Annotated in this window: 24 protein-coding genes; 22 read left to right on the forward strand and 2 right to left on the reverse strand. The window is 59.5% G+C overall.

Annotated elements, in window-relative coordinates:
• Nucleotides 1–81: 81 nt before the first annotated feature.
• The 5 genes from mshA (at nucleotide 82) to HMPREF2614_RS08870 (ending at nucleotide 4,844) form a co-directional block, all read left to right on the forward strand.
• Nucleotides 82–1,344, forward strand: a complete 1,263-nt coding sequence (gene mshA, locus HMPREF2614_RS08850; RefSeq protein WP_210384477.1) for a D-inositol-3-phosphate glycosyltransferase — start codon at nucleotides 82–84, stop codon at nucleotides 1,342–1,344.
• Nucleotides 1,345–1,403: 59 nt separating this feature from the next.
• Entirely contained in the window at nucleotides 1,404–1,889 is a 486-nt protein-coding gene (locus HMPREF2614_RS08855; protein WP_038627527.1) for a type III secretion system chaperone family protein, read from the forward strand.
• A 70-nt stretch (nucleotides 1,890–1,959) separates the two neighbouring features.
• Nucleotides 1,960–2,706 carry a phosphoglyceromutase gene (locus HMPREF2614_RS08860; protein ID WP_038627529.1) on the forward strand — a complete coding sequence of 249 codons (747 nt, stop codon included), beginning with the start codon at nucleotides 1,960–1,962 and terminating at the stop codon, nucleotides 2,704–2,706.
• A gap of 131 nt (nucleotides 2,707–2,837) precedes the next feature.
• Nucleotides 2,838–4,145 (forward strand): sensor histidine kinase, encoded by a 1,308-nt coding sequence (locus HMPREF2614_RS08865; protein ID WP_038627531.1) that lies wholly within the window; start codon nucleotides 2,838–2,840, stop codon nucleotides 4,143–4,145.
• Nucleotides 4,146–4,148: 3 nt separating this feature from the next.
• On the forward strand, nucleotides 4,149–4,844 hold the full coding sequence (locus HMPREF2614_RS08870) for a response regulator transcription factor (RefSeq protein WP_070560750.1): 696 nt from the start codon (nucleotides 4,149–4,151) through the stop codon (nucleotides 4,842–4,844).
• A gap of 53 nt (nucleotides 4,845–4,897) precedes the next feature.
• On the opposite strand, the gene HMPREF2614_RS08875 is transcribed toward HMPREF2614_RS08870, so the two are convergent.
• On the reverse strand, nucleotides 4,898–5,830 hold the full coding sequence (locus tag HMPREF2614_RS08875) for a DUF3109 family protein (RefSeq protein WP_038627535.1): 933 nt from the start codon (nucleotides 5,828–5,830) through the stop codon (nucleotides 4,898–4,900).
• 34 nt (nucleotides 5,831–5,864) lie between these two features.
• Here HMPREF2614_RS08875 and HMPREF2614_RS08880 point away from each other — a divergent pair, with 34 nt between their 5' ends.
• The 5 genes from HMPREF2614_RS08880 (at nucleotide 5,865) to HMPREF2614_RS10955 (ending at nucleotide 9,935) form a co-directional block, all read left to right on the forward strand.
• Nucleotides 5,865–6,803, forward strand: a complete 939-nt coding sequence (locus HMPREF2614_RS08880) for a Ppx/GppA family phosphatase (protein ID WP_161798944.1) — start codon at nucleotides 5,865–5,867, stop codon at nucleotides 6,801–6,803.
• A gap of 1 nt (nucleotide 6,804) precedes the next feature.
• Nucleotides 6,805–8,223, forward strand: a complete 1,419-nt coding sequence (locus HMPREF2614_RS08885) for a hypothetical protein (protein WP_070560752.1) — start codon at nucleotides 6,805–6,807, stop codon at nucleotides 8,221–8,223.
• A gap of 102 nt (nucleotides 8,224–8,325) precedes the next feature.
• Nucleotides 8,326–9,135 carry a pyrroline-5-carboxylate reductase gene (proC, locus tag HMPREF2614_RS08890; RefSeq protein ID WP_070560754.1) on the forward strand — a complete coding sequence of 270 codons (810 nt, stop codon included), beginning with the start codon at nucleotides 8,326–8,328 and terminating at the stop codon, nucleotides 9,133–9,135.
• 263 nt (nucleotides 9,136–9,398) lie between these two features.
• Nucleotides 9,399–9,590: a helix-turn-helix domain-containing protein gene (locus tag HMPREF2614_RS08895; RefSeq protein WP_005509751.1), complete on the forward strand. Its 192-nt coding sequence runs from the start codon at nucleotides 9,399–9,401 to the stop codon at nucleotides 9,588–9,590.
• A 243-nt stretch (nucleotides 9,591–9,833) separates the two neighbouring features.
• Nucleotides 9,834–9,935 (forward strand): 30S ribosomal protein bS22, encoded by a 102-nt coding sequence (locus tag HMPREF2614_RS10955; protein WP_003855542.1) that lies wholly within the window; start codon nucleotides 9,834–9,836, stop codon nucleotides 9,933–9,935.
• A 255-nt stretch (nucleotides 9,936–10,190) separates the two neighbouring features.
• Here HMPREF2614_RS10955 and HMPREF2614_RS08900 read toward each other — a convergent pair whose 3' ends face one another.
• Entirely contained in the window at nucleotides 10,191–11,315 is a 1,125-nt protein-coding gene (locus HMPREF2614_RS08900; protein ID WP_038627542.1) for an HAD family hydrolase, read from the reverse strand.
• 163 nt (nucleotides 11,316–11,478) lie between these two features.
• Between HMPREF2614_RS08900 and HMPREF2614_RS08905 the strand changes: the two genes are divergently transcribed.
• The 12 genes from HMPREF2614_RS08905 to HMPREF2614_RS08960 all read left to right on the forward strand — a co-directional run bounded on the left by HMPREF2614_RS08905 (nucleotide 11,479) and on the right by HMPREF2614_RS08960 (nucleotide 24,668).
• The gene (locus tag HMPREF2614_RS08905; protein WP_070560756.1) at nucleotides 11,479–11,721 is read left to right on the forward strand and encodes a glutaredoxin family protein; all 243 of its coding nucleotides are present in this window, start codon (nucleotides 11,479–11,481) and stop codon (nucleotides 11,719–11,721) included.
• Nucleotides 11,722–11,945: 224 nt separating this feature from the next.
• Entirely contained in the window at nucleotides 11,946–13,388 is a 1,443-nt protein-coding gene (locus HMPREF2614_RS08910) for a glutamyl-tRNA reductase (RefSeq protein ID WP_038627546.1), read from the forward strand.
• A 15-nt stretch (nucleotides 13,389–13,403) separates the two neighbouring features.
• Nucleotides 13,404–14,336, forward strand: coding sequence for a hydroxymethylbilane synthase (hemC, locus tag HMPREF2614_RS08915; protein ID WP_038627547.1), 933 nt, complete (start codon nucleotides 13,404–13,406; stop codon nucleotides 14,334–14,336).
• A 204-nt stretch (nucleotides 14,337–14,540) separates the two neighbouring features.
• Complete coding sequence (locus HMPREF2614_RS08920) at nucleotides 14,541–16,208, forward strand: bifunctional uroporphyrinogen-III C-methyltransferase/uroporphyrinogen-III synthase (RefSeq protein WP_070560758.1); 1,668 nt, start codon at nucleotides 14,541–14,543, stop codon at nucleotides 16,206–16,208.
• Between the two features lie 47 nt (nucleotides 16,209–16,255).
• Nucleotides 16,256–17,314, forward strand: a complete 1,059-nt coding sequence (hemB, locus tag HMPREF2614_RS08925; protein ID WP_038627551.1) for a porphobilinogen synthase — start codon at nucleotides 16,256–16,258, stop codon at nucleotides 17,312–17,314.
• 45 nt (nucleotides 17,315–17,359) lie between these two features.
• On the forward strand, nucleotides 17,360–18,004 hold the full coding sequence (locus tag HMPREF2614_RS08930) for a hypothetical protein (RefSeq protein WP_070431982.1): 645 nt from the start codon (nucleotides 17,360–17,362) through the stop codon (nucleotides 18,002–18,004).
• A complete protein-coding gene (locus tag HMPREF2614_RS08935) occupies nucleotides 18,001–18,381 on the forward strand; it encodes a hypothetical protein (protein WP_038627555.1) in 381 nt (126 codons plus the stop codon). The genes HMPREF2614_RS08930 and HMPREF2614_RS08935 overlap by 4 nt, the downstream gene beginning before the upstream one ends.
• A 19-nt stretch (nucleotides 18,382–18,400) precedes the next feature.
• A complete protein-coding gene (locus HMPREF2614_RS08940) occupies nucleotides 18,401–20,992 on the forward strand; it encodes a heavy metal translocating P-type ATPase (RefSeq protein ID WP_038627557.1) in 2,592 nt (863 codons plus the stop codon).
• A 35-nt stretch (nucleotides 20,993–21,027) separates the two neighbouring features.
• Nucleotides 21,028–22,374, forward strand: a complete 1,347-nt coding sequence (gene hemL, locus HMPREF2614_RS08945) for a glutamate-1-semialdehyde 2,1-aminomutase (RefSeq protein WP_049180753.1) — start codon at nucleotides 21,028–21,030, stop codon at nucleotides 22,372–22,374.
• Nucleotides 22,375–22,381: 7 nt separating this feature from the next.
• Nucleotides 22,382–23,116, forward strand: coding sequence for a histidine phosphatase family protein (locus HMPREF2614_RS08950; RefSeq protein ID WP_370547486.1), 735 nt, complete (start codon nucleotides 22,382–22,384; stop codon nucleotides 23,114–23,116).
• A 53-nt stretch (nucleotides 23,117–23,169) separates the two neighbouring features.
• Complete coding sequence (locus HMPREF2614_RS08955; protein WP_038627561.1) at nucleotides 23,170–23,784, forward strand: TlpA disulfide reductase family protein; 615 nt, start codon at nucleotides 23,170–23,172, stop codon at nucleotides 23,782–23,784.
• Between the two features lie 23 nt (nucleotides 23,785–23,807).
• The gene (locus HMPREF2614_RS08960) at nucleotides 23,808–24,668 is read left to right on the forward strand and encodes a cytochrome c biogenesis CcdA family protein (RefSeq protein ID WP_070561002.1); all 861 of its coding nucleotides are present in this window, start codon (nucleotides 23,808–23,810) and stop codon (nucleotides 24,666–24,668) included.
• Nucleotides 24,669–24,673 lie beyond the last annotated feature (5 nt).

A 24,673-nucleotide genomic window follows, 5' to 3' on the forward strand; every position in this document is an offset into this window, starting at 1 on the left:
TTTCCGTCGGCAACGGCGGGCGCAGATGCCGCCACCCCAAGCACCACCTCTAATACCCCGGCGTGGCCGAACCGCATCGCGATGATCTCCATGCATACCTCTCCGCTGGAGCAACCGGGCATCGGTGACGCTGGCGGCATGAATGTCTACGTGCTGCGCACCTGCGAGGAGTTGGCGCGACGCGGTGTGAAGGTGGATGTTTTCACTCGCGCCACGCGTTCCAGCGATGGACCGGTGATTCAGGTCAGTGAGAATTTCCGTGTCATCAACATAGTGGCTGGCCCATATGAGGGGCTGGAGAAGTCAGACCTGGCTACGCAGATGCCGGCTTTTGCTGGCGGGGTTATTGAGTTCGCCCGCAAACAGGGGATTGAATACGACCTGATTCATTCGCACTACTGGCTCTCTGGCCAGGTGGGGTGGTTGCTGTCGGATTTGCTTGATATTCCGTTTGTGCACACGGCGCACACGCTGGCGGCGGTGAAGAACCTCCATCTAGCAGAGGGGGATACGCCAGAGCCTGAATCGCGTCGTATTTGTGAGCAGCAGATTGTGGACAATGCATGCCGGCTCATCGTCAATACAGATGCCGAAGCTAAGCAGCTCGCGGATCTCCACGATGCCGACCCGTGGCGCATCAATGTCGTGCCGCCCGGGGTGGACGTGGAGCTCTTTTCGCCGGGCAGCGATCGTGCCACCGAGCGGTCCCGTCGTGAGCTGGGCATCCCGTTGCACACTAAGGTCATTTTGTTCGTTGGTAGGCTGCAGCGGCTGAAGGGGCCGCAGGTATTGCTGCGCGGTGTTGGCGAGCTCATGCGTCGCTATCCCGCCACTAATGTCCGAGTGATTATCTGCGGTGGCCTGTCCGGTTCTGGGGTGCACGCGCCCGACGAGTTCACCAATCTCGCCGCGGAAGAGGGGATCGATCACCTAGTCCGTTTCATGCCCCCACGCCCGCCGCAGGACCTGGCGAAGCTCTACCAGGCCGCAGACATCGTCGCCGTGCCCAGCTACAACGAAACTTTCGGGTTGGTGGCGATGGAGGCTCAGGCCACCGGCACTCCCGTTGTCGCGGCGAATGTTGGCGGGCTCTCCATCGCTGTCGACGATGGGGTCAGCGGTTTGCTTGTCGACGGTCACGAGCCCGCAGCCTGGGTCGATGCCCTCGGTCGCCTGGTGGAGGACGACGAGCTGCGCATTAAGTTGGCCACCCAGGCGCGCGAGCACTCCTTGGAGTTTTCCTGGCAAAAGACCGTGGATCGGTTGGCCGATGTCTATCATCGAACCGAACTCCAAAAGGAAAATTGTCCCGGCTCTATCCGGGATGCGGGTGGCTCTCGGTAGGTTTCGTTAGCTTCAGAATCGCCAGGGCCGTAGCCACATAAACAGGGAGATGATTCACGATGAGCACGGACATCCAAGGACTGCTGAAATTCCTCGGTGAGCAGCTAGAACGTCTCGGTGTTGAGCATGGCATTGCCGACAATGCCGCCGTGGTGGTTCTGCCTGGTAAGAAGAAGCTGAAGACCGTCGTTGGTCTCATCCCGGCGCCTGACTCCCTGCGTGTCGAAGCCTTCGTTTGTCGCGCTGTCGAAGAAAACCACGAGGCCGTCTACAAGTGGTTGCTGCAGCGCAATCGTCGTCTGTTCGGCATCGGTTACACCATTGACGCCGCAGGCGACATCTACCTGGTTGGTCAACTGCCGGCTCAGCTTTCCGACGATGACCTCGATCGCCTCCTTGGTCAGCTGCTGGAGACGGCCGATGGGGACTTCAACCAGATCCTCGAACGCGGCTTTGCATCGGCCATTAAGCGCGAGTGGGAGTGGCGGGTTGACCGCGGGGAAAACCTGGCCAATCTGGAGCAGTTCCGCCACATGGTTGAGTAGCCGGGGGTAGTAACCCACATAGCGGGGCAACGAACGGCGGGCTGTCCAGTTTTGGGGCACAATTGGGGGTATGAGCAATGGAAAACTGATTCTTGTCCGTCATGGCCAGAGTGAGTGGAACGCATCCAACCAGTTCACGGGCTGGGTCGACGTTGCACTGACCGACAAGGGCCGCGCTGAGGCAGTACGTGCCGGTGAGCTGCTCGTAGAGGCAGACCTGAAGCCGCAGGTGCTCTACACGTCGCTGCTGCGTCGCGCAATTAACACCGCACACATTGCCCTGGATACCGCTGACCTGGTGTGGATTCCGGTTATCCGTGACTGGCGCCTGAACGAGCGCCACTACGGTGCTCTGCAGGGTCTGAACAAGGCAGAGACCAAGGAGAAGTACGGCGAGGACCAGTTCATGTCCTGGCGTCGCTCTTACGACACTCCGCCGCCGGAGCTGTCGGATGACAGCGAGTTCTCGCAGGCTAATGACCCGCGTTATGCCAACCTGGATGAGGTTCCGCGCACGGAGTGCCTCCTGGACGTCGTCAAGCGTTTCATTCCTTACTTTGAAGAGGAAATCCTGCCGCGTCTGAAGGCCGGTGAGACTGTCATGGTGGCAGCTCACGGTAACTCGCTGCGTGCACTGGTCAAGCACCTGGACAACATCTCGGACGAGGACATTGCCGCTCTGAACATCCCGACCGGTATCCCGCTGGTTTACGATTTTGATGCTGAGGGCAAGGTTTTGAACCCGGGTGGCACCTACCTGGATCCGGAAGCTGCAGCTGCAGGTGCTGCTGCTGTTGCCGCTCAGGGCAACAAGTAAAAATGTAGGTGATTGATAGGCCGATAAGGGGCGCAGCCAAGTGAGGCTGTGCTCCTTGGTTTATTTAGGGCTAGCGAGCGCAATAGTTTTTCAGCGCGCGCGGATTGTGAAAAGAGCTTAGGGTAAGACCCGTGTCAAAAATCATTATCGCTGCTCTACTAGGTGCTGCGGTTATGGCAGCTGTGCTGATTCTTGGTGGAGTTGTCTCGGGTGCCTATAACGCCGCTCGGCGCCAGAGGAGCGACGAGGAAAGTACAATAACCACCATGGCGCAGGTCATGCACCTGGCCATTCAGAAGTCTCCGACGGGGGTGGTGGTCGTTGACATCTCCCGTGATTTGATTTTGTCCAACTCCATGGCGCACAAGTTGGGGCTGGTTTATGAGCGCCGCCTGAATGATGTGGGCTGGGAAGCTGCAGAAAAGGTTTTTGACTCGCAGGAGGACCAGGAGCTGACACTGGTGCTGCCGTCGCGCCGGGCAGGGGCGCCGGACACGATCGTCCGTTGCCAGCTGACTCCGCTGTCACTGGTGGATGACCGTTTTGTGGTGATTTACGCGGCGGATGTCTCCGAACAGGCTCGCATGGAAGCCGCACGACGTGACTTTGTGGCCAACGTTTCCCATGAGCTTAAGACTCCCGTGGGGGCTATCAGTCTGTTGGTTGAGGCGTTGAATGAAGCTACCGACGACCCGGTGGCAGTGCGTCACTTTAGTGAGAGTCTGACGCAGGAATCCAAGCGGATGTCGACGATGATTACGGAGCTCATCTCGCTGTCGAAGCTGCAGGGGGCGGAGCCGCTGCCGGACATGTCGCCCGTGAAGGTTGAAGAGATCGTCCAGGCAGCGGTGCGTCGTAACCAGATGCTCGCGGAGCAAGCGGGTATTGAAATCACCGTTGACTGTGAGCCGGAGTTGGTCGTTGAAGGTGATCGCAGCCTGCTGATCACTGCGGTGTCCAACCTGATTTCAAACGCCATCAACTACTCGCCAGAGGCCACGCCTGTGTCCGTGACTGCAGTCACGGAGGATAACGACACCGTCGCTATCCGTGTAACTGACCGCGGTATTGGCATTTCTCAGGCGAACCAGAAGCGCATCTTCGAGCGCTTCTTCCGTGCGGATAAGGCACGCTCGCGGGCGACAGGTGGTACAGGCCTGGGCTTGGCAATTGTTAAGCACGTCGCAGCGAACCACAAGGGAACCGTCAAGCTGTGGAGCCGACTGGGCACTGGATCGACCTTCACCATTGAGCTACCGCTGATGGACAAGACCGGTTCCGCGTCGAATGACGGCGATGTATCTGCACGTTTGCCAATCGGGCACACTCCGCCTGCGGGTAAACTTGTGGCTAAGAAAAGCGCGCAGCGTGGTACGGGCAAAACCCGCGGCAAGGATAAGGATTCCCAGAACAAGGATTCCAAGGAAGGAATGAAGTAATCCGTGACTGAGGTACTTATTGTCGAAGACGAGACGGCTTTGGCGGAGCCGCTAGCGTTTCTGCTGCAGCGCGAGGGATTCGAGGTGCGGATGGCCGCTGACGGCCAGGAAGCACTTGCAGAATTTTCCCAAGCAGAACCGGACATTGTGCTGTTGGATCTCATGCTGCCAGGTATGAGTGGCACCGAGGTCTGCAAAAACATCCGCTTAAAGTCCTCTGTCCCAGTGATTATGGTCACCGCCCGTGACACTGAGATTGACAAGGTCGTCGGCCTCGAAATTGGTGCGGATGACTATGTGACCAAGCCTTATTCTTCTCGGGAGCTTATTGCCCGTATCCGGGCTGTGCTGCGACGCGGTCGTCACGACGACTCCGACGATGTCGAGGAGATCTACGAGGAGGTCTTGCGCGGCGGCCCGGTCGTGCTGGATGTCGAGCGCCACGTTGTCACCGTTGACGGCGATGATGTCGCAATGCCGCTCAAGGAGTTCGACCTGCTGGAGTACTTGCTGCGCAACCGTGGTCGTGTGCTGACCCGCGGCCAGCTCATCGATCGCGTCTGGGGCTCCGACTACGTCGGCGACACCAAGACGCTGGACGTACACATCAAGCGCCTGCGCTCCAAGATTGAGCGCAATCCTTCCTCGCCTGAGTTCCTGGTCACCGTTCGCGGCTTGGGTTACAAGTTCGAGGACTAACGCAGCTAACTGCTGCCGATGCTCTCCGCCGGCGATCTGATGAATCCTCGACGTTAAACCTCGTCCGGTGCCAGTCCCTCGGCCGCTGCGCGTGTGGCCGGGTGAATCGCCAGCAGTGGGTAGCCGCTCGGCCCGAAGGCCTTGGCCGCGCCCGCTGCCTCTCGAGCCCGGCAGTGCTCCGCCAGAATTTCGTAGCACTCTTCGCCGATGAGCTCGATTAGCTCAGACTTGTGCGTGCGCCACATCGGTTCGCCACCGGCATGTGTGGCCGGCGCGCCCGTGCAGAACCATTCAAAGTCCTCGCCGCCATCGCCCCAGCCGCGACGGTCGTACTCAGTAATAGTCGTGCGCAGAATCTCCTGGCCGTCTGGGCGTTCCTCCCAGTCCTCCAGTCGACGTAGCGGCACCTGCCAGCACACATCCGGCTTGACCTTCACTGGGTCAATGTCGTTGGCCATCGCCCACTGGTGGATGGCACAGCCCGCACCATTTCGCCATCCCTCACGGTTGGCAAAAATGCAGGCATTCTTCACGACCTTCGTTTTCAGAGCAGGCTCAGGCTCTCCGTTTTCGTCGTCAAGCTCGTCCCACACTAACCACGGTTCCAACGGCTCGGAGGGATCGGTTTCGTAGGTTTCGAGCCACTTCAGCGTTTGTTTGGGGCGGTTCTGCCACCACTGGGGGTCTGCGGAGTCGCCTTCCATCCGCTTTACGACGTCAATAACCCTCTCGCGGTCTTCGTCGTCGGTGATAAAGGCGCCATGGCCGCAGCATCCGACATCCGCGTTCGCGGAGTCGATGCCCAGGCAAGCGGAGGTGCCGAAGGCGCATTGATAGGAGCTCATCAACCAGGTTAGGTCGCAGGTGATGATGTGTTCTGGGTCCTCTGGGTGGGCGAACTCGAACCACTCTCGGGGAAAATCATAGGCGACTTCAGCGGGAGATGGTTGTGGTCCGCGACCGGGGCGGGGGTGGGGTTGATTCACACCAATACACCGTAGACCGTCTAACCTACTAAGAGTGAGATTAGGTGTATTAGATGTAGGTAGTAATACCGTCCACTTGGTGATGGTGGACGCCCGCCGGGGCGGACATCCGACTCCGATGAGCGATTCCAAGTCGACGATGAAGCTGGTCGAGTACCTGGATAAGGACAACAACCTGTCCAAGAAGGGCATTGACAAGCTGACGGGCTACGTCGCTGAATCCAAGGAATTGGTTGAGCAGATGAAGTGCGAAGAGATGATTAGCTTCGCCACTTCGGCTGTTCGCGATGCCGCCAACGCGGACGAAGTACTCGCTCACGTCGAGAAGGAAACTGGCATTAAGCTGCAGATTCTCTCCGGTGAGGACGAGGCTCGTCTGACCTTTTTGGCAGTACGGCGCTGGTACGGCTGGTCTGCTGGTCGTCTAATCAACCTGGATATCGGTGGCGGCTCTCTCGAGCTGACGTCGGGTACCGATGAGGATCCGGAGGCCGCGTACTCACTGCTGCTCGGTGCGGGCCGTTTGACCCACGAGTGGTTCGAGACCGACCCGCCGGAGCGTAAGAAGATTGACCTGCTGCGCGACTACATTGATGCTGAGCTCGCTGAGCCGGCTCGTCATCTGCGCACGCTTGGTGAGCCAGACTTGGCTGTCGCTACCTCGAAGACCTTCCGTACTCTCGCCCGCCTGACCGGTGCAGCTCCTTCCGCTGCTGGTCCGCGCGTTAAGCGCACCCTGACTGCGGCTGGTTTGCGTCAGTTGATTGCGTTTATTTCACGCATGACGGCGGCTGACCGTGCTGAACTTGAGGGTGTTAGTGCAAATCGTTCTCACCAAATTGTCGCAGGTGCTCTCGTTGCGGAGGCTAGTATGCGAGCATTGGGATTAGAGAAGGTCGAGATTTGTCCTTGGGCTCTGCGCGAGGGCATTATCTTCCGACGACTGGACAGTGACCTATACGGAAAGGGTTGAGATGAGCGAGGAAAAGCTCACCGTTGCCGAACTGCTGGCGCGGCGGCAGAAGGAGGGAGCCCCCTCTGAACCACCGCGGCGCCGCCGTCGACGCAGCCTTGAAGAAGGCGGTGTGTCCGTTCAGGAACTCACTGGCTCAATCCCTCGCGTTAAGGCCGGCGAACCACGACGCGGTGCGCACGCTCTTTCCAACGCAGACGACGGTCAGACGACCACGAGCGATCTGCTTGCCGACGAAGCTGCGACCAACGGCACCGAAGAAGCACGGGCATCCGAACCGGAGGCAGAAGCTCCGGAGCACTCGGAGGCCGTTGCTGAGTCAGTGATAGTTGCTGAAGAGGCGGATTCTTCGGAGCATGAGGTTCAAGCTGAGGCCGAGGCTGAAGCTGCTGCTCCGGAAGAGGACGAGCCGGAATTAATTGAGGCTGACGCCGAGGTCGCTGACGTCGAAGCTGACGAAGTTGCCGAAGAACCGGCTGCTCCGGCTGTTCCGGTTGCTCCGGCAACTCCGCAGCAGGAACAAGCTGCGCCGAGCACGCCAACTACGCAGCCAGCAGCCACTGCAGTGCCATTGGCAATTCCGATGGAACCCCGTCCGGTCATGGTCAACTCCGAGCGTTCGGAGATTACCTACACCTTCACCGAACTGCGTGACATGGCAGACGAGTCGCAGCAGATTGGGGAGCCGGGGCCAGTCGCTCGTGCAGTACTCACCGGTTCCAACGCTTACGACGACCGTCCGACTGCCTCCATTCCGGTTGTCCAGGGCAGTGTCGACGAAGAGGCTGCGGCATCCGCGGAATCGGATGACGTCGACGGTGAACAGCTTGCTGAGGCCGAAACAACAGAAGCTCCGGAAGAACAAACCCGTGTGCTGCCGCAGGTGGAAGAAGCAGACGCAGTCGGTGAGACTGAAGCTGTTCAGGAAACGGATACCTTCGAGGCTGCCGACGCTGACGCCGATACCGGGGCCGCTTCCGAGGCGGCAGTGGCAGCCGCTGTCACTCCTGAAGTAGCACAGCCAGAAGACGTACAGGCCGAGACCACACCGACCCAGGTCGCAGCTGACGAGAAGCAGTCGGAGCCCCGGGACGTCGTTAAGCGTGAGGAACCCAAGAGCTCCAAGGGCAAGGTCGCCGCGCGTGATGGCTACGCCGAGGACAATTCCCTCTCGGTGCCGTTGCTGCTGATTCAGGTCTTCGTGGGTCTGATTGCTGGTGCATTGGTGTTCCTGGGCTTCACCATGGCCTGGTCGTCGTTGCCAAAAATCGTGGTTGTCATCATGGCTCTCGTGGTCTCTGGTGGCTTCGCGGGAATGGCTAACTACCTGCGCCGTGAGAAGGACAAACTGACACCGATTCTCGCGGGGCTTGTCGGTTTGGCACTGACATTTGGCCCCTGGATTCTCTTTCAGTTGTAGTGGGGCCAACAAAATAATCATCACCTGATGCAGGGGCCGGAAGCGAAGTTTTCCGGTCCCTGCATTCGCATGTGTGGGCCAGTTTTGGCACACTTAGCGTCCATGACAAGAATTGCTGTAATTGGTGGCGGAAAGATTGGTAGCGCACTCGTCGGTGGTCTCATCGACGGTGGTGTCTCGCCCTCCTCGATTTATGTGGTGGGGCGAACCAAGGAGAGCCTGGCCGGTCTGAAGGAGACCTACGGCATTGTCGATGCCGATGACCCAGTAGGGGCCGTCGACGGTGCCGACGTGGTGTTCTTGTGCGTAAAGCCGTACTTGATTATCGACATGCTCGAGCAGATTGCCGACGTGCTCGATGACTCTGAAGTTGACACCATCGTGGTGTCGATGGCGGCTGGCATCACACTGGACAAGATGGAAGGTGTCTGTGCTGTCGGCACTCCGGTGATCCGCGTTATGCCGAACACCCCGATGCTGGTGGGCAAGGGAGTCTGTGCAGTCGCGCCGGGTCGCTTTGTCACGGAGAGCCAGACCGACGAGGTTGTCGGACTACTGGAGAAGGTCGGCAGCGTTGAGGTTGTCGATGAGTCGCTGATGTCTGCAGTCACTGCAGTCTCGGGCTCTGGTCCGGCTTACTTCTTCCAGTTTGTCGAGGCGATGACCGATGCGGGTGTGAATCTGGGCCTCAAACGTGATCAGGCTAAGCGTCTGGCGTCGGCTACGGCTGCTGGTGCGGCCGAGATGATGATGCAGGAAGGTGCGGACCCGACTGCGCTGCGTGCTGATGTCACTTCGCCGGGCGGTACAACGGCAGCGGCCACCCGAGTTTTCGAGGAAGAGGGTATTCGCCGCGCGGTGCATCGCGCGCTGCAGGCTTGCTATGACAAGGCCAATGAGATGGGTAAATAAGTATTTCGCCGAGTGGTCGCGGGTGTACAAGTAACCCCAATATTTGGGGCATTGGAAATGGCCAGGGGCAGTAGCTAATCCGATACGCAGGGACGATGGGCTAGTCACAACTGTCACACCATTCGCCAATGCCCCTATTTTTTATCAAAAATCGCACCGGTACCTTGCCTACCGGTAGGATATGAAAAGCACGTGCGTGTCACGATTTTCTGCAGGAGGGGAAGCCTGCAGCGCGTCGCGTGCGCTGAAGGGAATATTAACTAATGCAGAATGCAGATAAAGGCACCTTTCTGACCGTTGCGGAAGTTGCTGACATCATGCGCGTATCCAAGATGACCGTCTACCGCCTGGTTCACGCTGGCGAGCTGCCGGCAGTGCGCGTTGGCCGTTCTTTCCGCGTCCATGAGTCCGCAGTCAAGGAATACCTGGACTCCTCTTTCTACAACGCGGGTTAATTTTTTCTGCCTTTTAAGCGGGGCTGTTTGACCTGAACGCATATGTCCCCGCTATGATTAATCCGATTAGTACATGGTGCTGTGCTGCGCCCCTGTTTCCTATCGTCTTCAAGTCATGAAGTATCTAGCTGTGAAGGCGGAAGGAAAAAGGGCGTGACATCTCGGCGGTTGTAAGGCCGCATTGAGTACGCCGCCATTGTGCAAGAAAAGAAATTTCCGTCAACGAATAGCGAGGTCGAGCCGATGGGTTCCGTCATTAAGAAGCGTCGCAAGCGCATGTCGAAGAAGAAGCACCGCAAGATGCTTCGCCGTACCCGCGTGCAGCGTCGTAAGCTCGGCAAGTAAGCCAGCATTCCTGCCGTTATCGCAGGAGCGCGCGTGCTGCGTCGCGTACACGTTTTAAAAGCAAAACCCGCCCGGTCTCGTTGAGATAGGGCGGGTTTTGTCGTTGGGGGGGGGGAGCTGCTGAGTACGGATTAAGTAGCAAAAGATCGCGGGCTGCAAATGTGAAACTGTGCGAGTTTATGGCACTTTCAGGTCATTTTTCGAGCCATTTTTGTCATAAATGCGGTCACTACTCTCGAGTACTTCTAGCAGCGCTTAGCTTTCCTTGTTCGCGTCCCACAGTCGCTTGCCGACGAGTCCCGCGCCCCCAGCAACTCCTGCCAGTAGTGCTCCGATCGAGAGCCACCGCATCGTGGCGAAGGTTACGGAGCGGAAGTGACGGTAGTCGTAGATCGTCCAACCCATCTTCTGGGCGTAATTCCGCAATTTGCGATCCGGGTTGATGGCCACGGCGGTGCCCACCATGGACAGCATGGGAATGTCGTTGGCGGAATCTGAGTATGCCGTGCAGCGAGACATGTCCAACCCGGAGGAGGCCGCCAGAGCTGCTACCGCGTGCTTCTTACCCGGGCCGTGGAGGATATCGCCTACCAGGCGGCCGGTGAACTTTCCATCTTTGACCTCGGCGACTGTGCCGAGGGCGCCGGTCAGCCCGATGTGCTTAGCGATAACCTGGGCCAGCTGCACCGGGGTGGCGGTGACCAGCCAGACCTCTTGGCCAGCCTGGATATGCAATTCCGCCAGATCGCGGGTGCCCTGGTAAACGCGGTCGCTGATCTTTTCTTCAAAGATCTCTTCGCCGAGTTTGACCATTTCATCCACATCGTGGCCGGCGAAAAACTCCAATGCCTGTTCGCGGGCCTTAGCTACGTCGGCGGCGTTTTCCGCGCCCGAGATTCGGAATTTAAGCTGTTTCCAAATCATCCCGGCCAAATCGCGCTTCTTGATGAACCCGCGCTCGACCAACCCCATGGCAAAGAGGAAGATTGATGCGCCCTGGACAAGCGTGTTGTCCACGTCGAAGAAAGCGGCTGCGCCTTGATCTCGTTCGACACCCGGAATGGGCTGCGAGAGCACACGTGCACCGCCAGCGGCATCTTCGGCACCCGCTACACTGCGAAATCCCGTAGCCAGTTCTTCGCCGCCGACGTCGTAGACCTCGCCGAGAGCTTCCAGCGCATTGGCAGCTGCTGCAGTACCAGCTTCCTCCTGTGCTTCATCATTGAGCGGAGCGAGAACTATCTGCTCGAGGAAGTTGCGGACGTTCCCCTGCGAGGAAGCAAGGTCGCCCAGCATGTCGATGGGGAAGGGGGAGCGGTTGTTGGCACTGAACTCACTCACGGTACGAAAATCTCTTTCCACGGTGTATGCAACTGATATCCGTTATCGGAAGCTCTTGTTGAATAGTATCCGCTCTTTAGGCAAAGCCGCGCGCTGAGATTCAAGGAGCGGATGGGGCAAGGATAAGAAGAGTCACTTTTGCAGGGAAGTGTGGGGAGGGGGACGTCGTAAAGCGAAACAGTCGACCTTTAGACTGGCCGTTATGGTGACTGTGACGGTGATGAGTAGGAAGACGTGCGGTTCGTGCGCCCGAGTGATTGCGCAGATTGAGCCGCTGGTTCGGGGCCAAAATGCGCAGTTCCAGGTAGAAGATGTCGATACCGATCCGAACTTGGCCATGGAATTTGGCGATCGCGTACCGGTGATTTTGGTCAATGATGAGGAAATCGCTTGCTGGGAAATCGATGACGATGAACTCCTGGAAGCGATAGCGGAAGCCGAATAAGTTCGGGAGACAACTCTGCCGAACTGCTAGGAGCTGCGGAGACATGGCAGAATGTGAAGTAGCAGCAAAGAAGCAGGGGAGTGCTGCGAACATCGAGGTAGAGGCTAAGTAAAGTATGCCTTTGTTGTGACGAGATGGCAGAGTTGTCTAGCGTTAACAGTCATAGCTGTGTGAAAAAGCCCGTAGCGGGGCCTGTGAAGGAGCAATAGAGCGGTGATTGAGCGGTGAGTGTGCTTCTCGTCGGAATGTCGTACCGGTCTGCACCGGTGACCCTTCTTGAAAAGGTCTCCGTCGGTGAAACTGAGCGAGAGGCCATTTTGGCTCGGCTGGTTGCGGATGAAGCGATCAGCGAAGCGATGCTGTTGTCGACCTGTAACCGCGTTGAGTACTACGTGGTGGCCAACGGCTTCCACTCCGGGCTATCGGCCGTGGTCCGTGAAATTGTCGGTCGTACTGGGCTCGAACTCGATGAACTGACGCCGCACCTCTATGTGCGGTATGCACAGGCTGCGGCGGAGCATGCTTTTTCGGTGTGTGCTGGTCTCGACTCGATGGTGCTGGGCGAACAGCAGATTATCGGTCAGATTCGCAATGCCTACCAGGAAGCGGACGAAGCCGGCACAGTCGGTCGCATGCTGCATGACTTGGCACAGAAGGCGCTGCACACAGGCAAGCGAGTCCACAGCGAAACGCTGATTGATAACGCGGGCGCATCGATGGTCTCCGTGGCCATCGACGAGGCGGTTGCTGCACTGCAACCCGGATTCAACTCTGGTGTTGACGTCGCTGAGGGTACCGATATCCTGGCCGGACGTTCGGCTCTGATCCTCGGCGCCGGTGCGATGAGTTCGCTGGCCGCTAGCTACCTGGGGCGCTGCGGTATTGACCGTCTGATTATTGCCAACCGCACCGTTGACAGGGCGCAGAACCTGGCCAACCACTCCATCGAAGCAGGCATCCCCGCTACTGCTATTGCGTTGCATGATTTCGCCGATGTCCTCGATGATGTGGACATTCTCGTCAGCGCCACTGGGGCCATGACTCCCGTCGTTTCAGCTGCTGATGTCATCGACCACGGCCCGCTCGCCATCGTCGACCTGTCTATGCCTCGCGACGTTGCGGAGGATGTCTCCGGGCTTGAGGGGATTGCACTATTCAACATCGAATTGCTGCAGATGACTCGCACGGAGGTCCCGGGCCGTGATGATGAGGCTGCAGCGCGCGACATTGTGGCCGAAGAGTTGGAGTCCTACCTCACGGCGCAGCGTGCAAGCGAGGTAGCACCGACTGTTCGCGCTCTGCGTGAGCGTGCGGCAGATGTGGCGGCGGCTGAGCTCGCTCGCCTGGAGGCGAAGACACCAGGTCTTACGCAAAAGGAACGTCGCGAAGTCGAGTCCACGGTTCGCCGCGTCGTCGATAAGCTCTTGCACGCGCCAACGGTGCAGGTCAAGAAGCTTTCTAGCCAGCAGGGTGGCGGCAACTACGCGCTTGCGCTGCAGAAGCTCTTCGACCTGCCTCTATCTACGCCCTCTGGCCTGTATGCTGACACCGATATCCCCGCAGATCTCATGGTTGAGGGCCGAATTGGGCGGATGCAGGGATTTGAGCAGTATGGTCTTGACAGTAGTGCCATCATTGAAGGCGTTGCTGAAACCACCAAAAATTAACACCCGGAGGGAAACATGCCTGACCCAGCGACTATTCGTATCGGTACCAGGGGCTCGGAACTGGCCACGACACAGGCCGGCCACGTCCGTGATGCACTGATTGAGCTGGGGCAGCCTGCAGAGCTGGTGATTGTAAAGACCGCCGGTGACCATAACCGCCACGACCCGGTGGAAAAGATTGGTATCGGTGTCTTTACCCAGGCGCTGCGTCATGCACTCCGCGAGGGGGTGTGCGACATTATCGTGCACTCGTTTAAAGATCTGCCCACGTTGCCGGAAGACGACATGATGGTCGCAGCCGTGCCGGAGCGCGTCGACCCGCGAGAGGCGCTGATTTCCCGCGATGCCACGCCGCTGATGGACCTGCCTGAGGGGGCTCGAGTGGGTACCTCCGCGCCGCGTCGTGTCTCTCAGCTGCGTGCGCTGCGCTCCGACCTGGAACTTGTACCACTGCGTGGAAACATCGAAACCCGCATGGGGCGCGTCTCTGAGGACTTGGACGCTGTCATTCTGGCTCGCGCCGGACTGGAGCGTACGGGGCGTCTCGGAGAGATTGCGGAATCCCTGGACGTGGACGTCCTCATGCCGGCCCCGGCGCAGGGCGCCCTGGCGCTGGAGTGTCGCACTGCTGACCGCGAAATTGTGGATATTCTGCGGAAGATTGACCACCCGGTGTCCCATGCCCGCGCTGTCGCTGAGCGCGCTGTACTCAATGAGCTGGAAGCGGGCTGCACCGCCCCGGTTGCGGCCTACGCAACCGTGAGCGATAGCGGTGAACTCACCCTGCGGGCGGGGGTGTTCGCAGTCGACGGATCGCGCCAGTTGCTCGAGACCGCTACCGCAACCGTGGATAAGGCCGATGAGCTTGGCCGGAAGGTTGCGGCGGCCCTGCTTGAACAGGGTGCTCATGAGGTAATGGGCGATACCCTGCGGGAATCTCAAAAGTAGCCGGTTAGTTAATTTGGCTCAAACCCTTTATGCTAATAGGCCTGTATGCATGCCGTTGGGATAAGGGTTTCCTTCGTGTGCTCGCATGTGAGATTCAGGTGTCTACCTGCCCCTCACATGTGTTGGCGCATGTCCGCTTTCTTCCTTAGTGACTCATCGGCACGAAAAGTGAACAACCAATAGAAAAGAAATCACTCCGCAACGATGAACACCTCCCTCCCCGCAGCAACGGGACGCATCCTGTTCGTCGGCGCTGGTCCTGGAAATCCCGACCTGCTGACGCTTCGCGCCCGTGAGATTCTCGCAGACACCGCTATCGCCTACGTCGACGCCGATGTCATGCCGGGGGTTCGAGAACTCGTCGCAACCGATGTGCCTGTTCCTCCCAAGCTGCTGAAGGAAGCCGAGGAAGAGTACGAGCGCATGTGCGCCGCAGCCAAGGCCAAGGGATCTCGTCGTAAGCCACCGCGTCCGGCACCGCCGACCGCCGCAGATTTGCGCGAGCCTATCGACGATCCCAAGAAGATGGCCGCCCTGCTCGTCGAAGAAGCAGCCAAAGGCAATGACGTAGTGCGTTTGGTGGCCGGAAATCCGCTGACCAACGATTCGCTGCTGGCCGAAATCAACGAGGTCTCGCACGCCGAGGTTGAGTTCCAGATCGTCCCTGGTATGTCCGTGCCCTCCACCGTCCCGGCATTTGCCGGTATCGCGTTGGGTTCGACGTACACGGAGACCGATCTCGGTCGCGCCGATGTGGACTGGGACGAGTTGGCGCAGGCACCGCAGCCGCTGGTGCTGCAGGCCGTGCAGGATGACCTGTCCGCGATTGCCTCCGAACTCGGTGAACGCGGTCTGCCGTCGGCGTTGCCGGTGTCGGTGACTGTCAACGGTACTACTCGTCTGCAGCGCACCTACGACGTCACGCTGGGCACCTTGGCGCAGCTTTCGGGTGACCTGACCGGTCCGCTGGTGGTTACGCTTGGCAAGGGTGTGGACAATCGCTCGAAGTACTCGTGGTGGGAAAACCGGGCCCTCTACGGATGGAAGGTGCTGGTCCCACGCGCCAAGGCGCAGGCAGGGCCGATGAGTGCTCGTCTCGTTGGGCACGGCGCCATCCCGATTGAGGTCCCGACCATCTCAATCGAGCCACCACGTAGCCCAGCGCAGATGGAACGCGCCATCAAGGGGCTTGTCGACGGCCGTTACCAGTGGGTTGTCTTCACTTCCGTCAACGCTGTCACCGCAGTGTGGGAGAAGTTCCAGGCATTCGGCTTGGACGCGCGCTCGTTCGCTGGAGTCCGCATCGCAGCCGTCGGGCATCGCACCGCTGCTGCCATCCGTGATCTCGGCATTACCCCGGAGCTGCTTCCGGACGACACTCGTCAGAACGCCGCGGGCATCGTCGACGTGTTCCCGGAGTACATCGAGGATCTCGATCCGGTCAACCGCGTATTGCTGCCACGCGCCGACATCGGCACCGACGTGCTTGTCGACGGTCTGATTGACCTGGGCTGGGAAGTCGATGATGTGGTCGCTTACCGTACCGTGCGGGCAGCGCCACCGAGTGCGGACATCCGCGACATGATTAAGTCCGGTGGCTTCGACGCAGTGTGCTTTACCTCGGGGTCGACGGTGAAGAACCTGGTCGGCATCGCGGGTAAGCCGCATGCTCGCACCATCATTGCCTGCATCGGGCCGATGGCCGCAGCCACGGCTCGCGAGTACGGTCTGCGTGTAGATGTCGTGCCGGAGCGGGCAAGCATCCCGGAGCTGGTGGACGCGCTGGCAGAGCATGTTGCGCAATTGCGGGCTGCAGGGCAACTGCCACCGCCGCGCAAAAAGCGTCGTCGTTCGCGTAAAACCAAGGCCTAAACCAGGGCGAATCGGGGCGAGTTCGCGTTTTGATTAAGGTTGTCTTTATGACTACATCTGGAGCTTCTGAATCATCCCGCGAAATCGATCTCGAACAGTTTGGATTTCCTCTCCCGATTCGTCGCCCACGCAGGCTGCGCACCAACCCGGTGATGCGTGCGATGACGGCAGAGACGACACTGACTCCGAAGAATCTCATCCTTCCCATGTTTGTTGCAGATGGGATTGATGAGCCGAAGCCAATCAGCTCCCTGCCCGGGGTAGTGCAGCACACCGAAGACTCCCTGGTGGAAGCTGTGCGCGAGGCTGTTGAGGCAGGTATCTCGGCGGTTGACCTCTTCGGTGTCCCGCTCGATGCGGATAAGGACGGCGAGGGCTCTGAATCCTGGAATCCGGAGGGCGTTCTCAACCGCGCTCTGCGTCGTCTCCGCGACGAGTTCGGGAATGACATTCTGATCATGGCCGACACCTGTCTGGATGAGTTCACTGACCACGGCCACTGTGGCGTACTGGGCACGGATCGCTTCGGCAACACGGTCGTTGAGAATGACCGCACGCTGATTAACTACGTCAAGATGGCCGTTGCCCAAGCCGACGCCGGTGCACATATCGTGTCCCCGTCGGGCATGATGGACGGCCAGATTGCCGCTATTCGTGAGGGGCTGGACGCCGCTGGCCATGAGGATGTCTCCATCATGGCGTACTCGGCAAAGTACGCCTCCGCCTTCTACGGTCCATTCCGTGAAGCCGTGGGCAGCTCGCTACAGGGCGATCGCCGTACCTACCAGCAGGATCCTGCAAACCGTCGTGAGTCCCTGCTCGAAGTGCAGCTCGACGTTGACGAGGGTGCGGACATGGTGATGGTCAAGCCGGCCATGAGCTACCTGGACATCCTGCGCGAGGTCGCAGACATCTCGCCGGTGCCGGTTGCTGCCTACCAGGTCTCTGGTGAGTACGCGATGATTCACGCCGCTGCCGCCAACGGGTGGATTGACCTGGATGCTGCGATGATGGAAGCAGTGCTGAGCATTCGCCGTGCCGGTGCGGAGCAGATTTTGACCTACGCAGCGGTGGACTTGGCGAAGAAGCTGCGCGCCCAGTTCTAATTCGCTGAGGCGAACGTGCAGTAATAAACATCGAGAAGTGGACGGATGACTAAAGAAGAGAAGAAGCCCGCAATTCCCGAGCAGGTCGAGGGAGCTAGGCAGGCGTGGCGGGTTACGGCCGTGTTGCAGCTGCTCCTCGCTGCAGTAGCCACGGTGACCTACTGGCTGCATCCGGAAATGCTGATGAGCCCCTCAACCGCTAAGGAGAATTTCCCGGGTTTCAGCGAGGGCCAGATTGATGCCGCCATGAAGGCGAGTATCGTTATCGCGTTCTTTTTCGCAGTGGGGCTTTGCATCGCGTTCTTCGCCATCATCGAGCGAATGCGCAAGGGGAGCGAAGGTGCTCGCACCGTGCTGGTTATCGGCTCGCTTTACCTGGCACTGTCGGCGCTGATGTCCTTCTTCTCTTCTACGGCTTCAGAATCGGGAGTGCCATCATCCCTTGTTCTTATCAGCGGAATTGTGCGAATCGCCTCTGCCACTGCCGCGGTAGCTGGCCTGGTGCTCGCCGCCTCGAAGGAGTCCAAGGACTACTTCAATCATCAGCGCCCCTCGAAACCGTGGACTCCGTCCGCGCCGAAATCGCATCTGCCGGGAGCGTCGAAGCATGGCGCTGATACAAAGCAGCAACAGCAGCTGGACCAGTCACAGCCCAAGCAGCCCAAGCAGCCTGAGGAGTCCAAGCAATGATGTCCCTGCCGAGTCGGCCCTGGCAGTGGGTGCTCTTCGTCGCGCTCATCGCCCAGATTGTCCTGAGCTTGATACTGGTCACCGGAGATTACTCGCAGGCTCCCGCTGCCGTTGGCCGCGATATCTACATCGTCGCCGGTGTGACGCTGGTCTGCTCGCTCATTGGTAGCGGCTGCTTGCCGACGGCCACTGAGTTCAAACTCTCCCGGAACTGCCTGCTCATCATGGTGATTGTCACGGCTCTCGCCATGTTCTTTGCCATTATGGCCGGTGCGCTGACTGTATGGGTTATCGTGCCCAGCCTGGCGATGGCGTGTGGACTACTGTTGCTCTATCGTGAATTAGCGCTCACGCGCGCCAATCAGCCACAGGATTAGACGGAAAGTTTCAAAGGCCATGAGTGACACCGGTGAGTTTGATTTCTCTCTGGACAATCGCGTTGAACAGGCGATTGTGGATGCCAAGGTCGCTGCTCGTAAGGCATTGCCACGAAGCCGTCAGGACATCGACGAAGAAAGTGCCCATCAGCGGCTTGCACACCGCAGAGGCCAGTCCAACACAGCTTTCGCACTCATCCTGGAAAACTTGGAAAACGCCGAGAGCGCTGAGCGTGCTGAGCATGTTTTGGAATCCTTTCCAGATGTGACAGCCTCTGTGGTTTACAAGCCCGGACGCGCGTGGATTACAGCGCCCGATACCATCGATCCGAATCAGTTCATCGAAGCTCTCCGCGAAATCGGGGTCGAGTCGTACCTCACGCGCAGCACGCTTCGTCGTCGTGCAACTCGGCTGGATGTGTCACAACATCGCCGTCCCGCTGTTCCGGCTGCCGCTCAACAGAATGAGGAGGAGCGCATTCGCCGTCGTGAAGCGGCCTTGCGCCGAAGCGGCGGCGGTGCGGAGGTACTGTTCACGGCGCGTGAACTGGTGACCAAGCAGCGCTTTTGGGGCAGCCTGTTCCTATCGATTCCGGTGCTGGTGACGTCGTTGAACGTCAACTGGCAGTTCCCGGGCTGGCAGTGGATGTGCCTTGTGCTGACCACGATTGTGGTGTGGTGGGGTGGCTGGCCGTTCCACCGGGCAATGGCGGCGTCCCTGCGTCGGCGGATGTCGGCGCTGGATGGGGCGAGCTCCATTGCCATTCTGCTGGCGTGGCTGTGGTCGCTGGCGCAGCTTATCTTTGGTCCCGCGGGACAGATTGGATATACCACTGCGCCCACGTGGTTTGCTTTCAACTACCGGGAAAGCGCCTCGGCAGAGGTGTTTTTCGACGTTGCTTGCGGCCTGACCGTGCTGTTGCTAACAGGCCGTATGTTTACGCGCTACAACAAGGTGCGTACTGGACAGATTTTGCGCAACCTGCGCATTCCAGCTGAGCGAAATGTGACGGTCGTGCGCAAGAGCGCCAAATCCGCGGAGCCGAAACGAGTGGAGGTAACGGTCGCCGAGCTCAATATCGGTGATGACATCGTGGTTCCACCGCACTCGGTGATTCCGGTCGATGGCTCAGTCATCGGTGGTGCGTCCACGATGGATGCACAGCTACTCGGTATTGGCGTTGAACCGCAGAAGGTCAAGGTCAACTCCAAGGTTTGGGCCGGCGCAATCAACCTGGATTCGGAGCTCAAGGTGCGCGTGGAGCGCACCGGTTTCAAGACCCGGGCGTCATCGATAGCGCGCTGGCTGCGTCAAGCGGTTCGAGAAGAAACGGTGATGCACCAGACCGCAGTGCACTCGGCATCAGAGCTGGTGCCGTGGACGCTGTCATTGGCAGGCGTGGCATTTTGCGGCTGGTGGCTGGCGACGGGCACGATGAGCGGTGCCCTCGCGGTGGCGCTGGCCATACTCTCGGGCATCGCGCCGGTGGCATTGGCAATGTCTACGTCGACCGTGCAGCGCATCGGGATTCTGGCCGGTGCTAGTAACGGAATTTTGATTCGTGGCAATGAGACTTTCCGGAAGTTGGCTACCGCCAATGTGGTGATTTTTAACCGAGTTGGAACCCTGACCGAGGGTGACACCCACGTGCTCGGTGTCGCCGCAGAGCGCAATGAAAATCCGGATTTGGTTCTGCGTGTGGCGGGCGCTCTCATGATGGAGAGCAACCACCCGGCATCGGCGGCCATCGTGCGCGCGTGCCGTGCATCCCGCGACGCCGGTTCCGGCGGTGGCGAGGTGCCGCACTGGATTGAGACCGTGCATGTCGCAATTGCGGAAGACGGTGCGTTCGTTGGCCAGGTAGAGATTCCGGTGAAGGACTCCGACGACAAGTTGGAGATGCGCTTTGTTGAGGGGCGTGTTTGGCGTCCACGTGATCTCACTGCACTCAGCGAGAAAATGGCCGTGGCTGCGCTCAGTGGCGGTACACCGATGGTGGTGTCGTGGCGTGGCAAGGTCCGTGGTGTTATCACCATTGGTGAGGACATTAAGCCCGATGCGGTCGAGAGCATTGACCAGCTGGAGGATATGGGCGTGGACACCATGATGATCACGCGAGATCCGTACCCAGTAGCTCGTCGTTTCGCTGACCGGCTGAATATCTCGCGAGTATTCGCGGGCATCATTGCCTCCCGCAAGGCCATTGCGGTGCGTTCGGTCCACAGTGACGGTGAGACAGTCGTGATGGTTGGCGACAAGGACATCCGGGACTCTCTGCGTGCCGCTGATGTGGGTGTTTTGATGGACAACACCGAAGGCAACCAGAATCTTGATGTCGATTACGCCGATGTCGTGGCACTGCGCAACAACGTGTTGTCGATTCCGGAGGCCATTGAAATCGCACGTGCTGTGGTGCGGATGATGGACTCCAACATCTACTTTGCGTGGTTCTACAACGTTGCAGTCATCCTGCTGGGTATGACCGGTATGATTCACCCGCTCCTGGCATCGCTATTGATGATTTTCTCCAGCTTGTGGATCGACTGGCGTTCCCGTCGAGTGTCGTCCCGCAGGAAGCATCTATTCAGGGTGAAGCTGGGACGTTGGTAGGGCAGGGTAGCCCTTAATCCGAGTGGCCGTCTACGATGGTCACCGTGACTCAAGACATTAATGCTCCTCATGTCCCAGAAAACGTTGAGCTCACCGAGCGTTCGGCAGAGTTCTTTACGCAGGCTCAGGCAGTGACGCCGGGTGGCGTGAACTCGCCGGTCCGCGCCTTCGGTTCCGTCGGTGGCACCCCACGTTTCATTGACCACGCCGCGGGCTCTCGTCTCGTGGATGTTGATGGCAACGAATATGTGGACTTGGTCTGCTCGTGGGGTCCAATGATTCTGGGCCACGCCCACCCGGCAGTGGTGGAGGCCGTTCAGAGTGCCGCCACTCGCGGGTTGTCTTTCGGCGCTCCGACGACGGCTGAGACCGATCTGGCTCGTCACATCGTTGAGCGTACGTCGGTAGATGAGGTGCGTCTGGTCAACTCCGGCACTGAGGCCACCATGTCCGCAGTTCGCCTGGCTCGCGGTTTCACTGGCCGTTCCAAGATCATCAAGTTCGCCGGCTGCTACCACGGTCACGTGGACGCGCTGCTGGCATCGGCCGGTTCTGGTGTCGCTACTTTCGGTCTGCCGGATTCGCCGGGTGTCACCGGTGCATCGGCTGCAGACACCATTGTTGTTCCTTACAACGACATTGAGGCGGTCAAGGCCGCATTTGCTGAGAACCCGGGCGAGATTGCCTGTGTCATCACTGAGGCGGCAGCGGGCAACATGGGTACCGTCACACCGCAGGACAACTTCAACGCGAAGCTGAAGGAAGTCTGCCACGCAGACGGCGCTCTGCTGATCCTCGATGAGGTTATGACTGGCTTCCGCGCTTCCTACAACGGCTGGTACGGCATTGATGGTGTGGCCGGTGACCTGACCACCTTCGGCAAGGTCGTCTCCGGTGGTTTGCCGGCCGCTGCCTTCGGCGGTCGCCGCGACATCATGGAGTACCTGGCTCCGAACGGTCCGGTGTACCAGGCAGGCACACTCTCCGGTAACCCGGTCGCTATGGCAGCTGGCCTGGCCAACCTGGAAAACGCCACGAGGGATGTCTATGACACCGTTGCGGCCAACGCAGATCGCCTGGCCACGATTCTGTCCGATGCCCTGACCAAGCAGGGCGTGGCCCACCACATTCAGCGTGCGGGCACGATGCTATCGCCGCGCTTCGCCGAGGGTGAGGGGCACAACTTTGAGCAGATGCAGGCAGCGGATACTTTCCGCTACCCGGCCTTCTTCCACGCACTGCTGGCCAATGGTGTCTACCCGCCGGCTTCTTGCTACGAGACCTGGTTCGTCTCCGCCGCACTCACCGACGCCGACTTCGAAATCATCGAGCGTGCAGCAGCCCGCGCGGCCGAGGCGGCGGCAGCCGCCAAGCCGGAGTAGGTGACACGTGTCGAACAAGACCGATTCGCAGGCCGAGCAGCAGGCAGCACAGCAAGCCACACCGCAGGCAGCACCGCAGGCCGCGCAGCCGGTACAGCCGGAGAATCAGGCAGTTAAGCGTGCGACAAAGCACGCCAAGACCACGGTTGTGCATCTCGTCCGCCACGGCGAGGTTTATAACCCGGATAAGATTCTCTACGGACGTCTGCCCGGCTGGCACCTGTCAGAGCGTGGTCAGCGCCAGGCAGCGGCCACGGCCTCGTCCTTCGAAGGCCACGACATCCGCTACTTCGCCTGCTCTCCACTGCAGCGCACGCAGGAAACATCACGGCCATTCACCGAGGTAATCGGCACGAAGCCAATCCTGGATGAAGATTTGCTAGAGGCGGGTAACTCCTTTGAGGGGTTGCACATCAAGGGCATTGACTCCGCACTGTGGAATCCGAAGTACTGGCCACGGCTGCGTCGTCCGAGCGTGCCCAGCTGGGGCGAGCCCTACGAGGAGATTGCGGACCGCATGTTCCATGCCATCGAGCGAGCCCGCGAGGCCGCCGAGGGAGCGGAAGCGGTGCTGGTGACCCACCAGCTGTGCATCATTGCCGCTCAGCGTCGTGCGCGGTACTTGAAGCTCGCGCACAACCCGGCAAACAGGCAGTGTGATCTGGCGAGCGTGACCTCCTTAATCTTCGTCGGAGACACCATTGTCGACGTGCGCTACAGTGAGCCGGCAAGTCACCTGTAAGGTGAATAAATAGTTTTGTTGAAGTTTCACTGACCCCGGAAGGTGGCACCCAGGTGGCCAAGGTCTCATCGTCCCGAATTGCAGCAACGCTGGTGGCAGCAACTCTGTCTCTGTCGCTCGCGGCATGTAACCCCGGAGAGTCGGTGGGACACGACGCCGTCGCCGTTGGCGGTCAGTTCGAGTTTGTTTCTCCGGGTGGTCAGCAAATCATTGACTACGCACCAGAGGAGCGCAAGCCGGTCGGCAATGTCTTCGGTCCTTCTCTCGAGGACGATGACAAGGAAATCTCTCTTGATGACTTCAAAGACCAGATTGTGGTTCTGAACGCCTGGGGCCAGTGGTGCGCACCGTGCCGCTCCGAGTCTGATGACCTGCAGTACGTTCAGGAACAGATGGAAGAGCAGGGAATCGGCACCGTCCTCGGCATTAACGTCCGCGACAACGTCCGCCAAGCTCCAATCGACTTTGTGAAGGACAACGGCATCACCTACCCGTCGATCTATGACCCGGCTTTCGTCAACGCCGGTGCACTCGGCGGCATCCCGGCGTCGGTGATTCCGACGACCATCATCCTGGACAAGCAGCACCGCCCGGCGAAGGTATTCCTCCGCGAGGTCGATCACACGATGCTGATGAAGGCTGTCGATGAAGTGAAGGCGGAGGGCTAGGCCCCGGCATGGGAACTTTTGCCATGAACACGATCTATTTTGCCGATGGCATCGGCCAGCAGTTCGCCGACGTCGCCACCGGCGGTCCCATTGTGTTGGGGCTGCTCGCCGCTGCACTGGCCGGTCTCGTCTCCTTCGCTAGCCCGTGCGTTATCCCGCTTGTGCCAGGTTATGTCTCCTATCTCACCGGTATTTCCGGAGCATCGGGGGCGCAGGGCAACGGCGTGACGACGGGAGTTGCGGACGCAACCTCCGTCGATAAGCATGACGGCGATGGAGGTCGTGGCCAGCGTTCCTCAACAGCCCGCGTCGGCCTGGCCGCGTTGCTGTTCGTGTTGGGCTTTACTGTCATTTTCGTGCTGGGGTCGGCCTCGATTTTCGGGCTCGTGTCCACGTTGCGTCTGCAGGCGCGCACGCTGACGATTGTCGGTGGCGTGGTGACCATCGTGATGGGGCTTGCCTTCATGGGCATGGTGCCAGCGCTGCAGAAAGACACCCGCATGGCGCCGAAGCGCTGGACCACCTGGCTGGGAGCGCCACTGCTCGGCGCGGTGTTCGCGCTGGGGTGGACGCCGTGTCTGGGCCCGACGCTGACTGCAATTATTTCGGTGTCCGCAGGTACACAGGGCATGACTGCGGCCAGGGGAGTGGCGCTGATTATCGCTTACTGCCTGGGGCTGGGGCTGCCGTTCATTTTGGTGGCGCTGGGGTCGGCACGTGCGATGCGGGGAGTGGACTTCCTGCGTAAGCACTCGCGAACCATTCAGCTCATCGGTGGTGTGGCGCTGGTGCTGGTCGGAATTGCCCTGGTCACGGGACTGTGGGATGTTTTTGTTGCCTGGGTTCAGGCCGCTTTTATTACTGATACGGTAACGCCAATTTAGTGAAA

It is taken from the genome of Corynebacterium sp. HMSC074C11 (assembly GCF_001809455.1).
GTDB classification, from domain to species: domain Bacteria; phylum Actinomycetota; class Actinomycetes; order Mycobacteriales; family Mycobacteriaceae; genus Corynebacterium; species Corynebacterium amycolatum.